13 protein-coding genes are annotated in these 13,164 nt (G+C 35.2%); 2 read left to right on the forward strand and 11 right to left on the reverse strand.

What is annotated here, in order from left to right:
- Nucleotides 1–53: 53 nt before the first annotated feature.
- The 11 genes from CLOCL_RS16005 to dapF form a co-directional block, all read right to left on the reverse strand.
- Nucleotides 54–650: a uracil-DNA glycosylase gene (locus tag CLOCL_RS16005; RefSeq protein ID WP_014256312.1), complete on the reverse strand. Its 597-nt coding sequence runs from the start codon at nt 648–650 to the stop codon at nt 54–56.
- Nucleotides 629–1,198: a uracil-DNA glycosylase gene (locus CLOCL_RS16010; RefSeq protein ID WP_014256313.1), complete on the reverse strand. Its 570-nt coding sequence runs from the start codon at nt 1,196–1,198 to the stop codon at nt 629–631. The genes CLOCL_RS16005 and CLOCL_RS16010 overlap by 22 nt, the downstream gene beginning before the upstream one ends.
- A gap of 5 nt (nt 1,199–1,203) precedes the next feature.
- Nucleotides 1,204–1,833: a radical SAM protein gene (locus tag CLOCL_RS16015; RefSeq protein ID WP_014256314.1), complete on the reverse strand. Its 630-nt coding sequence runs from the start codon at nt 1,831–1,833 to the stop codon at nt 1,204–1,206.
- Nucleotides 1,834–1,940: 107 nt separating this feature from the next.
- Complete coding sequence (queD, locus tag CLOCL_RS16020) at nt 1,941–2,327, reverse strand: 6-carboxytetrahydropterin synthase QueD (RefSeq protein ID WP_014256315.1); 387 nt, start codon at nt 2,325–2,327, stop codon at nt 1,941–1,943.
- Between the two features lie 126 nt (nt 2,328–2,453).
- Entirely contained in the window at nt 2,454–3,143 is a 690-nt protein-coding gene (gene queC, locus CLOCL_RS16025) for a 7-cyano-7-deazaguanine synthase QueC (RefSeq protein WP_014256316.1), read from the reverse strand.
- Between the two features lie 76 nt (nt 3,144–3,219).
- On the reverse strand, nt 3,220–3,999 hold the full coding sequence (locus CLOCL_RS16030) for an acyl-CoA dehydratase activase (protein ID WP_014256317.1): 780 nt from the start codon (nt 3,997–3,999) through the stop codon (nt 3,220–3,222).
- Nucleotides 4,000–4,022: 23 nt separating this feature from the next.
- Entirely contained in the window at nt 4,023–5,006 is a 984-nt protein-coding gene (locus CLOCL_RS16035; RefSeq protein WP_014256318.1) for a 2-hydroxyacyl-CoA dehydratase family protein, read from the reverse strand.
- A 334-nt stretch (nt 5,007–5,340) separates the two neighbouring features.
- Entirely contained in the window at nt 5,341–6,333 is a 993-nt protein-coding gene (locus CLOCL_RS16040) for a metal-dependent hydrolase (protein WP_014256319.1), read from the reverse strand.
- Nucleotides 6,334–6,626: 293 nt separating this feature from the next.
- On the reverse strand, nt 6,627–7,535 hold the full coding sequence (locus CLOCL_RS16045) for an LCP family protein (protein WP_014256320.1): 909 nt from the start codon (nt 7,533–7,535) through the stop codon (nt 6,627–6,629).
- Between the two features lie 198 nt (nt 7,536–7,733).
- Nucleotides 7,734–8,969 (reverse strand): LL-diaminopimelate aminotransferase, encoded by a 1,236-nt coding sequence (locus tag CLOCL_RS16050; protein ID WP_014256321.1) that lies wholly within the window; start codon nt 8,967–8,969, stop codon nt 7,734–7,736.
- Between the two features lie 176 nt (nt 8,970–9,145).
- A complete protein-coding gene (gene dapF, locus CLOCL_RS16055; protein WP_014256322.1) occupies nt 9,146–9,979 on the reverse strand; it encodes a diaminopimelate epimerase in 834 nt (277 codons plus the stop codon).
- A 274-nt stretch (nt 9,980–10,253) separates the two neighbouring features.
- Here dapF and CLOCL_RS16060 point away from each other — a divergent pair, with 274 nt between their 5' ends.
- Entirely contained in the window at nt 10,254–11,114 is an 861-nt protein-coding gene (locus tag CLOCL_RS16060) for a hypothetical protein (protein ID WP_014256323.1), read from the forward strand.
- Between the two features lie 72 nt (nt 11,115–11,186).
- On the forward strand, nt 11,187–13,142 hold the full coding sequence (locus CLOCL_RS16065; protein ID WP_014256324.1) for an MptA/MptB family glycosyltransferase: 1,956 nt from the start codon (nt 11,187–11,189) through the stop codon (nt 13,140–13,142).
- Nucleotides 13,143–13,164: the final 22 nt, after the last annotated feature.

Raw genomic sequence — 13,164 nt, forward strand, 5'->3', positions numbered from 1 at the left:
TATGCAATATTTTTTCATTATTGTTAGCAAATCCTCGTAATTTTACATGATTTCTACGTTTTACTCTCTGTCGATACAATAATTTCTCTTAAATTTTGCAAATCTTTTATATATATCTCTTTTAATGCCGCATTATATATAATACTTGCCGGATGATACAAAGGATACAATTTATATTCCTTGTTCAGTACAACAACTTTATTAAGTCTTCCATGAAACTCTCCAATCGAAGCTTTATAATCTCCAAGGACAGACCTTAACGGCACATTACCGAGAGTAACAATATATTTCGGTTCAATTATAGCTATCTCTTCAATAAGGTATTCACGGTTCTGCTCAATCTCTTCCTTCGTCGCAGGCCTGTTAGATACTCTTCCTGTATCGGGATTTATTTTTGACAGTCTATGCTTTATAGCATTTGTTATATAAATTTCTTCCCTGCTAAAACCTAATATTTCGAGAAATTGTGCCAAATTCTTGCCGGCCATTCCCACAAAGGGCCTTTTCTGCGCCACTTCGTCCTTCCCCGGTGCTTCGCCTATTAACAGCAGTGACGAATCAGGATTTCCATCCCCTACAACAATTTCTTTACCCTCAAATTGCTTCCCATATCTGTTATACAATATATTCAACTGCTCTGATTTTGACATAAATAATCCATCCTCTGCTTAACCTTTTTCATGTCCTCCCACATTAACACCTTTTTAGACTCATCTCTTAAAAGTGCTGCCGGATGAAAAGTCGGCATAATCCAATATCCTTTTCTTTCAATCCACTGTCCCCGGATTTGAGTTATTCTTGCATTTCTATCTATTACATATTTCATAGCAGTAGCACCCAAACACACAATTATCTTGGGCTTAACTAGATAAACCTGATTTCTCAGAAAGGGCAGGCACTTTTCAGCCTCCTCATCGGTAGGTACCCGATTCCCCGGAGGTCGGCACTTAACTATATTTGCTATATAGTACTGATCTTCTTTTATCATCTGAGCCTTTAATAAAGTATCCAGAAGTTTACCGGCCGGTCCCACAAAAGGCAATCCGGACAGGTCCTCCTGCTCACCGGGGCCTTCACCTATAAACATTAAATCGGCTTCTCTGTTACCCCGACCAATTACTATATTCGTTCTTCTTTTGCCCAAATCACAATTGTAACATTCTGTACAAGCTTTAGTAAGTTCGTCCCAATTTAACATACCGATTATACTCCTGTTCTATCAGCACCCCATATCACCTTATGCAGTTGTATCTGAAATCTGACCTCCAATCTGTCAGACAATATCCAGTTCACCAGTTCTTCATAATCCATTTTCCCATATACAGGGGAAAAGGATATGGTACCTTTTGTATAATGGTTTCTTATTATTTCTTTAGCCCACTCATAGTCTTTCCTGTCACCGATTACAAATTTTATTTCATCTTCATCCCTCAAAAACTTCAAATTGTCCAACACCATTTTTTCAGAACATCCTGAAGACGGTGTTTTCATATCCATAACCCAAGTATGGCCTTCTCCCAATTTCACGTTTTCTATAGAAACAGCACCGTTTGTCTCAATTGTGACAGTATAACCTCTTAAGAGCTCCAACAATTCTTTTAAATCTTTCTGCAGCAGAGGTTCTCCTCCAGTAATGCACACACGCTTATAGTCAAGCGCTTTAATTCGTTCGAATATTTCCGAAGGGGACATTGACTCTCCTTCTTCATAAGCATATGTGGTATCACAATAAGAGCACCTCAGATTACAGCCTGTAAAACGTACAAAAACCGTCGGAAAACCAGTTGATAAGCTTTCTCCCTGAATACTTAGAAAAATTTCATTTACCAACATTTAATTCACCTTTCAATTTGAAAATAACGCAAGCACATCTTCAACTCTATAACAACACAAGCAAAGTAAACAATCTGTAAAAACATATCAATTATTATTGCAGGCCTTTATTCTTTCATATCCTTTGCATCTATTGTTATATAGCTTGTGGGTGTCTCCCAAAGTACCAATTTCTCTAAACTACATTCCATATCTTTTATTTTCTTTGCAATCTGATCCCAAATCCACAAACCAAGCATCTCACAAGTGGGATTAAAATCCAGAATATCATTGAGATATTTATGGTCAATTTGGGCAAGTATTTCATTTTCCACAAGATCATTTAAATCATGAAAATCAATAACCAATCCATTCTTATCCGGCATACCCTTCAAAGTAACTTCAAGTTTATAGGTATGACCGTGAATATTTTTGCATTTTCCCGGATAATCAATCAAACTGTGGGCACTATCAAATGTAAACACCTTGGTTATACTTACTTTCGATATTTTCATAAATCAGTTCCTTTCAATTATAACCTTATCTAAAATAAGGTATTTCTATATAATCGACCAATTTTATTCCATGGATAAAAAATTACTGCACTTAAAACCTAACCTTTATACATCAACCGATTCTTTTTACAATGTCCGAAACTTTTCCTCTACATCAATCGAATATTCTATTGGATCCTCAATACCTGCCTCTTTAAACCCTTTAAGCCTTAATACACAGCTATCACAAACTCCGCAGGCTTTATCCCCACCCCTGTAGCAACTGGTTGTGAGATGAAGGGGTGCCTTGTTTTCGTATGCAAGTTTTATAATTTCAGCCTTGCTTAGCTTCAACAGAGGAGTTTCGATCTTTATCGGTTTTCCTTCCACACCTCTTTTGGTTCCGACTTTTATCATCCTTTCAAAAGCTTCTATAAACTCAGGCCTGCAGTCGGGATAACCGCTATAATCTATAGCATTTACCCCTATAAAAATAGCATCGGCATCTACAACTTCAGCATATCCAACTGCATAGCTTAAAAATATGATATTTCTAGCCGGTACATAAGTTACGGGTATATTTGATGTTCCTTCGTAATCCGGCACATTGATGTTTGAATCAGTTAAGGCACTGCCTCCTACATTGTCAATGTGAATTAATTTATGATTTTTTATATCATAATACTTTACTATTTGCCTTACACAATCAAGTTCTTTCTTGTGGCGCTGTCCATAATCAAAGGATATAGGATAAACCTCATAACCTTTTGCCAAAGCCACCGATAAACATGTAGTACTGTCAAGACCACCCGAAAGAAGAACTATTGCTCTTTTCATAGTTGAAATCCTCCTAATTTACTCCAACATATATAAGTATATCAATATATATCAGCTTTATCAAAGAATAAATTCTCTACTTTGAATTGACTCCCTTACTTAAATAATAGGCACAGCAACCAATTGCACCATTGAGTTGCGGATTATCCGGCACTATTATCTTTCCCCAGCCAAGGTCCGACTTGATAAAATAAACAAGTGCCTCATTATTTGCAACTCCACCGGTCAAAACAAGATTTTCCGCAGGAAATCTTGCAAGTATGGGTTTTATTCTTTTATACAATGAATAATTCACTCCTGCTGCCAGTCGAGGTACGGCATAGCCTTCAGAAATTCTGCCGATAAGTTCTGATTCGCCGAACACCGCACAAGTCGAACTCAGTTCCACAGGGTCATTATAGTATTTTTTCATCTCATCAATGCTTATACCTATCACATTAGCCATGTTTTCAAGGTATCTCCCGCAGGATGCGGCGCACTTGTCATTTAAAACCATATCTGACATTCTGCCGTTTTTAACAGATATAACTTTGCTATCCTGCCCCCCTATATCCAAAAGCGTAAAATCCTTTAGTCCGGTTTGCCATACCGCACCAAAAGTATGGGCTTTCAATTCGGTAATAACTTCAGCATTATTGACATTGACATTATTTCTTCCATAACCAGTACTGATTATTTTCTCAATATTATCAATCTCAAGCTTGCCAAAATCTACTTTGATAATGCTATTTTCATTGCTGCAGTAATCTCTATAAAAAACAGCCGTATCATATACTTTTCCCGATATAAATTTATCATCTTCAAAAACTGCAATTTTAACCGATCGGCTTCCCAAATCAATTCCCAATATTCTCATATCGCATCACCCAGTAAATTCATTTACGTTAACATGTCAATAAAGGATTCTATCCTGAGTCTGCTTCTCGGATCTACCGTTCCGGGCCGGTCGCCCTCAAGGGTAAGAATAGGCACATCCAATTCTTTTCTTAAAACAATATCCTCTATACCTCTAAAGCAAAAAGCTTGGGTATAGTGAATAATTCCGTCTATTTTTCTTATCTCAATCTGATTCTTTATATCCCGAATTCTACCATATAAATCATAGGGATAAGTAAAAATTCTGTAAACCTCAACCAAGTCGTCAATATCTATTCCATCGGCCATGGTAAACTGCCTTTGAACTTCATTGTAAACTATTCTGGCTCCCATTTCTTCGACCAGATCATATAAATCACTGTTTATGGGAGGCACTCCAATGTACCCAAGCCTGACTCTTTCCGAAAAAGGTTCCCTTTTCTCGATAACGGCAATTTCCTTCTCAAGTTTTTCTCCAAAAGCCCTGTAATCTCCCTCAAAGTCACTGCTAGATACCTGCCAGATGTGATTTTCAAAACCTGACACTTTGTTGTGCTTCCAGGTCAGTTCATCAATATATGCCAGACGTTTCCTGATTAAATCCAATTGCTTCTTTATATATATAGCTTGCTCAAAACTTGTATTAAATTCACGGCATAATTTATCCATCTCAGCTTTTAAAGCCTGATAGTTTCTGGAATTCGGGTAAGAAAAAGGAATACATTTAATACCTTTTAGATTTAAAACCTCTGAAAGCGCTCTTGCATTGGAACAGTCGCCTTCCACTACACTAATTACCGTATCAATGTCCTCCGAGTTAAGCACAGCAGAATATATTCCCTTTATCCAGGAACATGTGTTTCTCGGAAAACCGTCATTTTCAGCTTGCTCAATAAGTTTTGCAGCATTTTTATCGGTAATAAAAATATTGTTTAAATCTACAGGTTTAAAACCGGCACTATATATTATTTCCACCGGTATACTTGTTGTAAATCCAATACTTTTCAACAGTCCACCTCTTCTACTTAGTACTTACAATTTCAATTATATTAGGCATTTTTATATACCCCACAAGTTAAAAATACCCTAAGTCCCTATTAAAATAACAATGAGAAGCCTTTAAATTCCATAAAATAAAGCCCCTTTTTCCCATCGTGCCGTATCTCTTGCAAAAATATTTTATGCTTCGAGATTTATGCAACCGTGCAATATTAACATTACTAAGCAATAAAACCAATAATGTTAAAAGCACTTTGGAAAAAATTATCAGAGGCTTTTTATAGTCTCTCGATTTTTTATTATAATATAAAGAAGCAAAACTTAAAAGTCATCAAATCATAATTTAGTTGATTTCCAAAAAAACCTTGAATCTTGAAAAAAGTGTATTATTCAATCTCAAGTCAGGGTTGGGTATTGGATTTATTCTATCCATTGAATACGGATTGAAGCTGGCACTAACAACATTGTCATCCTTATCCATTTCAAGTATTGCGTGATGCAAAAAGTCGCCTCTTATGTAATATCTTAAATCAATAAATATATATCTGGTCACATTCCCTATGTTTTCACATAGTACGTGATAAGCCGGTGTAAACTCATTAAAAAACTTTCCCACATAAGAAAAGGAAACCTTTTTAAGAACTTCTTCCTCTATCTTATCAAGCACCTTAAATATCTTGATGCTTCTTTTTAATAAATTCTTTTCTCCTACTACATTTCTCCCCGGCTCCTCTAATATGAAATGCCACCTGAAAAGACCGGTCATCGAAGGCAATAAACTTAACTTTTGGCATTTGCCGCTGAAATTTTTATAAATATCCTTTAAAACAATCCGTTTCATTAAAATTCTAAACCCGATATAAGAAACAAACAGAATAAGAGTAATATTTTCATACTTAGGCTGGGAAATTATATATCCTATCAAAGTTGATATAAATAGCGGGTCAAAAGAGTTTAAAATACCCAAAGAAAATTTTTTGCTGCAAAAAGGCCACAGAAGCTTTGCACCATAAGAGTTTAACAAGTCAAAACCGGAATGAGCCAATTCGCCCAGCAAGAACCATAAAAATATTTGGTATATGCTAATTCCCTTATAAATAAATTTCAACAGAACAGACATAAAAACTGAGGAAACAATAAGTCCTAAAATCGAATGGGTAAGACCCCTATGATTTTTTAAGTAGGTATAATCCCCCCATTTCTGAAAAACAATATCAATATCAGGAAAAATCGATCCGATCACAATACTTATAGTAACTGCATCATTTAAAGAGATCTCATTTCCGGTGATTTTTGCAACAGCAAGGCCGATAACTCCATGTGTTATGGGATCCATTCAAGTACCCTCCCATATTGAACTTATTTTAGAGGTGATTGTATTTGTTCATCCCCTAATAAACCGATAACACTTGCGGTACCATATTATCTCATTTTACAAACAATAATTGCAATTTTTTCGAAACCGCTTTATAAAAAATATTATATCACTAATAATATTTTCAGTCATGAGTAATATGTACCAATTTTATCTATTTTTTTGCAAGCTGCAACGGAGCTTGATTTGCTATTGATGTATTTGAGCCTGAAATCTGCAAGATTTGCACAGGTTATCTTTTGAAATTAATTTTGCTAGCGGAAATTATTCTTAATTAACTCATTGGTCTTCTTTTCATTATATATATAATACCAAACACCATTTTTATACACTGATTCTCCGGGAAGGGTAAAAGTATTGATTTCATTAATTTTTATATTTTTAAATTGTCTGACAAAAAAATCAATATCACTTATTTTAACATTTGTTTTCATATTCTCGTTCAGAATCGAAAATATGCTTCCTGCTTTTAGAATATATTTTGCCTTAAATTTTTGCTTTATAAATTCTTTAAAAAACAATTGCTGTGCCTCAATTCTGCCCAAATCTCCATCCTCATAGCCTTCTCCTTTGCGATTCCCCTTCCTGTATCTAACAAATTGTTCTGCCTTTTCTCCATCGAGAATCTGTTTTCCTTTTTTTAAATGAATATGAAGATTCTGCACAGGATCATCATATTTCATATCCATCGGCACATCAATTTCCACGCCTCCCATGACATCAACTATCTCTCTGAATCCCTTAAAATTTAAAGTTACATAGTAATCAACCTTTAGGCCGGTAATTTTTTCAACCTCACTGATAACAAGTTCTTCTCCTCCTTTTGATATTAGAGCATTAATTTTTCCGTATTTTCCTTTAGTTTTAACTCTTGTATCCCTGGCTATCGACAAAATATTTATATTTTTCTTTTCCGGATTAAAATTAATTAACGCAATAACATCTGACCTTAATTCCTCGTCATCCAAACCTAAAACCAGCATATTGACACTATCATGAATAGCGCTGTCTTTGGATTGATATTCTGTTTTTATTATAGGAGTGTTTTCACTAAAGTACTGTATATCCTCAGAATTAAAGGATTTTAGCGTATATATACCTTGAGCAAACAATAGAATCGAAAATATTAAACTTGTCCAAAAAACAATTTTTCTTACCTTCATACTACTCCCAATCCACAAATTATTTTGTATATTTTAATTTAATATCTTCTGCACAAAATACTATATAAACTTATTATATGTCCAATAACCTATTTTTAATACAAAAAAGACCTGAGTTTCCTCAAGTCTTGGTTTATATAATTTTGTATATTTTTGTACTGTAATATACCTTCTAAACTTAACCAAAATCAAAGCATTTTATATTTCAAGCCTTGTTTTAATTCTCTCTACTGCTTCTTCAGTATTTTCCCTGCTGCCGAAGGCCGTAAGTCTAAAGTATCCTTCACCGCTTGGTCCAAAACCCACACCCGGTGTACCAACAATATTAACCTCATTCAACAGTTTATCGAAAAACTCCCACGAACTTAATCCTTTCGGTGTTTTTAGCCAAATATAAGGTGCATTTACACCGCCAAATACCTGTAATCCTATACTTTTAAGACCTTCCCTAATTATTGAGGCATTTGTCATATAATAATCTATTGTCTCCTTTATTTGCTTTTGTCCTTCTTCTGTGTAAACAGCTTCTGCAGCTCTCTGTATTACATAGGGGACACCGTTGAACTTTGTGGTTTGCCTTCTATTCCACAGTTTATTCAATTGATGTTCTTCACCGTTTTTTGTATAAGCAACAACTTCTTTAGGGACCACAGTATATGCACATCTGGTACCTGTAAATCCGGCAGTTTTTGAAAAACTTCTGAACTCGATGGCAACTTCCTTTGCTCCCTCTATTTCATAAATACTATGCGGAACATTATCTTCCTTGATAAAAGCCTCATATGCTGAATCATACAGTATTATGGACTTATTTTCTCTGGCATAGTCCACCCATTTTTTGAGTTGTTCCTTTGAAAGAGTCATTCCGGTAGGATTATTGGGAAAACACAAATAAATCATATCCACCCTGTTTTTTGGCAGCTCAGGCACAAAACTATTCTCAGCGGTACAAGGAAGATAGGTAATTTTACCAAATCGCCCACTGCTGTCAATTACACCGGTTCTGCCTGCCATAACATTGCTGTCAACATAAACGGGATATACCGGGTCTGTAACAGCAATCAAATTATCCAAACCAAATATTTCTTGAATATTTCCGGTATCACTTTTGGCTCCGTCGCTAACAAAAACCTCATCTTCATCTAAAGATATTCCCCTTGCTTTATAATCATTATCAATAATTTTGCTTATCAGAAAGCTATAACCTTGTTCCGGACCGTATCCCCTAAAAGTTTCGGCTTTCCCCATTTCGTCAACTGCTTCATGCATTGCCTTAATAATTGCCGGTACCAAAGGTCTTGTCACATCCCCGATTCCCAAACGGATAATATTCGCATCGGGATTCTCCTCTTTGTACTTGTTAACCCTTCTTGCAATCTCAGCAAAAAGATAATTCCCCTGAAGCTTCAAATAGTTTTCATTAATAATTGCCATTTATCATCTTCCTTTCCCTATTAATTTTCTCTAAATGACTCTGTAACTGTGTTTTCAAAAAGCTCAATTTTCCTCTAAAAAATGTTTTTATTATTTATATTTTTTATAAAATAAATATTTCATTATCTTTAACTCTAAACTTGTATCATTAACTTTTAATGTTCTTTCTAGTTGCTCTAAATTTCAATTTCTCCGTCAAATACCTTAGTTGCAGGACCTGTCATATATACATGATTATCGTTTTCATTCCATTCAATTATCAGATCTCCGCCTAAAAGTTTAACAACTGCACACCTGTCGCTGACGCCATTAAGTACCGATGAAACCAGAGTAGCACAAGCCCCTGTCCCGCAAGCAAGGGTTTCGCCGGCACCTCTTTCCCATACTCTCATTTTCAGAGTCTTACTATCTAACACCTGTACAAATTCTGCATTGATTCGCTTTGGAAACAGGCTATCATTTTCCATTTTTGGTCCTATGATATCAAGGGGAAATTTATCAATATCTTCAACATAAGTGACAGCATGAGGATTTCCCATTGAAACACATGTAACTTTAAATTCTTTACCATCAATAAGCACCGGCTGGGATATAAACAATTCCTCTTCACTCTTGACAGGTATCAAGGCCGGTTGTAAAACCGGTTCTCCCATGTCAACTCTTACCATTGCAACTTTTCCATTTTCAACTTTCATATCAAGAATTTTTATACCTGCCAAAGTTTCAATTTTTATAACTGTTTTTTGAGTCAAACCATTATCATAAACATATTTACCCACACATCTTATTGCATTGCCGCACATTTCAGCTTCAGAACCATCAGAATTAAACATTCTCATCTTGAAATCGCACGTTTCCGAAGGCATAATCAAAACCAACCCATCGGATCCAATCCCAAAATGCCTGTCACTTAAAATTTTGGCCATCTTCGACGGATCAGCCACTTTTTCAGTAAAACAATTGACATATATATAGTCGTTTCCTAAACCTTGCATCTTTGTAAATTTCATTTTGTGCAACCTCCTGATAAAAATCTTGCATTTTTCTTATTATAACATATATTTTTTTATTTCAACATAGCAATTTCCACTACTCAATTTTTTGATTTTTTAATATAAACAAATCATCAGTCAAAACGAAAAGTCTGTTCCACGCACCCTTTGCAAAATCAACATTGCTTATTATTTTTCTTTTTGTTACAATATATTAAGTACAGATAGCCAAACTTAAGGTATTATGACCTTTGTGAGAATCGGACATAAACTCTTTCTAGGGGGTATATGAATGATAAGAAAATTAAGTGTTCTCTTTTGTGTTATCATTTATATAACTTTGTCATTGACAAATTATATATATGCTGAAGGAAATCTCATAACGAACGGTTCTTTTGAAGAAGTACAGGACGGAGTTCCTGTGGGTTGGTCCATTTATACATATCATAAGGATGAAGGTGCATCTGAATTTAAAGTTGAATCCGGTGAGGCATGTGACGGCAACAATTATGTCACTATAGTTAATAATGTTCAAAACGACTCCAGATACATCCAAACTGTCAGCGCTCAGCCCAATAAAAATTACAAATTATCCTGCTATATAAAATGCGAAAACATAAGTGATTCGGGCAATGGTGCAATTTTGTCGGTAGAAGGCCAGGTAACCGGATCAAAACCTCTTAAAAACACCGACGGATTGTGGGAATATGTCGAACTATATGTAAAGACTATGGAAGGCGTATATTCCTTCAATGTTACTGTAGGAGTCGGGGGATATGGTGCTGAAAGTTCCGGTAAAGCTTCCTTTGACAATGTAACAGTTGAAGAAATAGACACTATACCCGACGCTGCCATCGTAGCTATAGTCGAATCGCCCAATCAAGACAACTCACCCTCCAACAACCAGTCTGAATCCGATATTGACAATTCCGAATCCGAAAATAAACCCGCAAAAAACAGAACTATATGGATAATACTTGCAATATGTATTTTAGTTACAGCAGCTGCCATATACAACACTTTTAAATCTTCTTCATCGAAAGAAAGCAGCAAAACTACCGACTCTACATCCTCTACTAGTGATAATGAGCATTCGGAAGATTCGGAAGAAGTAAAAGAATCAGAAGAAAAAAGTAACGACAGCGGTGAATAGTCTTATAATTTCAAATCGAAGTTTAGTTATTTTTTTGAGTCTAGCTAATTAATATTTTACTGGAGGAAAAAAATGAGAAAAATAATATTTCCTATAATTGTTTTATTTTCACTACTTTCAATCATCCCCGTTTTTGCCGATAACAATAACCTTGTGCAAAATTTCGGGTTCGAACAAGGTTATCTGGATAAATGGAATAAACAAGCTTATACAACCACCGATGGAGTGACAGAATTTTTTATTGATGATACTGTCTCTCACTCCGGTAGCAAGAGTGCTTGTATTATAAACTACTCTCCAAATCATTCAAGATTTAATCAGGAAATTAAAGTAAAAGGCAATTCCTATTATAAATTATCCTGTTGGGTTAAAACCGAGAATGTAGGTTCGGATTATACTGGAGCAAATATAACTGTTGAAGATATTCTCAGCATCTCCAAACATATTCAGGGTACAAATGATTGGCAATATATTGAACTTTACGGCCGCACTAAAAAAAATCAGAAAAGCTTTGTATTATCCTTAGCCCTCGGTTCTTACGGCAATGTAAATACTGGCAAGGTATGGTTCGATGACGTAGTTGTGGAAAAAATAGACAAAGTTCCTTCCAACGTTGAAGTTGCAAACTTATATGCGGAAGATACTCCAACAAATACTGACAATTTACCGAGAAGTAAAAATATCTCTTTTATGATACCTTATTCAATACTGTTTTTTGTTGTTGCTATTTTACTCATAGTTCTTGCAAAAAAAGAAATATTAAAACTAAAACCGGGATATGAAAAAGCATTTCTTGGTACAGCCCTTTTGATAGGTCTGGTAGTAAGGCTGATATATGCAGCAAAAATAGAAGGTTTCAGTGTGGACATAGGCTGTTTTAAAGCCTGGTCCATGGCAGCTTCCGGTACAAACGGAATATCAACGTTTTATACAAGAGGAATGTTCTGCGACTATCCGCCTTTTTATATACTTGTTCTCGCACTTGTAGGCTGGATTTCAAACTTGTTTAACCTTACTTCCAATCCTGATGCACATCTTATAATGATTAAATTACCGGCTATTATTGCGGATGTTGTTACAGCTTATTTAATTTACAAGCTTGCTGTGAAAAAATTCAATAGTACTGCAAGTTGTATTCTGTCAATACTGTATATATTCAACCCAGCTGTATTTTTGAATTCAACCCTTTGGGGACAGGTAGATTCCTTCTTTACAATGATCCTTTTATTCGGACTAATATTAATTTTAGAAGGAAAACTTACTTATGCTACCATCCTGTTTACCATTGCTGTTCTAATGAAACCTCAGGGAATAATATTCCTTCCTGTAATAGGTTACGAACTTATTATTGACCTTATTAAGACAAAAAAATTAAAAAATATTGGCCTTTCAGCGCTATTTGCTGCCATAACCACAGCTGTAATTGTAATTCCTTTTTCACCCGGACAAGCTCCGGATTGGATTATAAATTTATATATAAACACTGCTGAAGGCTATAAATATGCTTCAATGAATGCTTATAATCTGTTCAGTTTACTTGGCGCCAATGCAAAACCTGATAGTGAAACACTCTTTATATTAAGCTATTACTCATGGGGTATGTTATTTATAGTGTTAACGTCTCTGTTTACAGGATTCTTATATTTTTCTAACTATATAAAGCACAAGCAGTCTGCTCAAAATATTGCACCTATCGCGATGCTGGTGCAAATGACAGGTGTATTTGTTCTCTCCACCAGAATGCATGAGAGATATCTCTTCCCTGCCATGGCTTTTGCCTTGCTTTGTTATATCTTTTATAAAGATATAGGTTATCTCCTTATTTTTGGCGGAGTAAGTGCCACAGTTTTTGTTAATACTTATGATGTTCTGGTAAGAATGTTTTTGACTGAATATCCGTATATTCCGGCAGATGATACTGTGCTTTTCATAGGTTCCCTTGTAAATGTAATAGTATTGTTGTTCTTATGTATTGTCTCTATTCAGACAGTGGTAAGAAAAAAAACAATACCTCTGGATTTAAAATAAGATTATTTGAGGGAGGCGTTTT

It is taken from the genome of Acetivibrio clariflavus DSM 19732 (genome assembly GCF_000237085.1).
GTDB classification, from domain to species: Bacteria; Bacillota; Clostridia; order Acetivibrionales; family Acetivibrionaceae; genus Acetivibrio; species Acetivibrio clariflavus.

Bases quoted from the DNA above. Each gene is read 5' to 3' on its own strand.
- CLOCL_RS16005 (WP_014256312.1), bottom strand. From the start codon at position 650: ATGTCAAAATCAGAGCAGTTGAATATATTGTATAACAGATATGGGAAG.
- CLOCL_RS16010 (WP_014256313.1), bottom strand. From the start codon at position 1,198: ATGTTAAATTGGGACGAACTTACTAAAGCTTGTACAGAATGTTACAAT.
- CLOCL_RS16015 (WP_014256314.1), bottom strand. From the start codon at position 1,833: ATGTTGGTAAATGAAATTTTTCTAAGTATTCAGGGAGAAAGCTTATCA.
- queD (WP_014256315.1), bottom strand. From the start codon at position 2,327: ATGAAAATATCGAAAGTAAGTATAACCAAGGTGTTTACATTTGATAGT.
- queC (WP_014256316.1), bottom strand. From the start codon at position 3,143: ATGAAAAGAGCAATAGTTCTTCTTTCGGGTGGTCTTGACAGTACTACA.
- CLOCL_RS16030 (WP_014256317.1), bottom strand. From the start codon at position 3,999: ATGAGAATATTGGGAATTGATTTGGGAAGCCGATCGGTTAAAATTGCA.
- CLOCL_RS16040 (WP_014256319.1), bottom strand. From the start codon at position 6,333: ATGGATCCCATAACACATGGAGTTATCGGCCTTGCTGTTGCAAAAATC.
- CLOCL_RS16045 (WP_014256320.1), bottom strand. From the start codon at position 7,535: ATGAAGGTAAGAAAAATTGTTTTTTGGACAAGTTTAATATTTTCGATT.
- CLOCL_RS16050 (WP_014256321.1), bottom strand. From the start codon at position 8,969: ATGGCAATTATTAATGAAAACTATTTGAAGCTTCAGGGGAATTATCTT.
- dapF (WP_014256322.1), bottom strand. From the start codon at position 9,979: ATGAAATTTACAAAGATGCAAGGTTTAGGAAACGACTATATATATGTC.
- CLOCL_RS16060 (WP_014256323.1), top strand. From the start codon at position 10,254: ATGATAAGAAAATTAAGTGTTCTCTTTTGTGTTATCATTTATATAACT.
- CLOCL_RS16065 (WP_014256324.1), top strand. From the start codon at position 11,187: ATGAGAAAAATAATATTTCCTATAATTGTTTTATTTTCACTACTTTCA.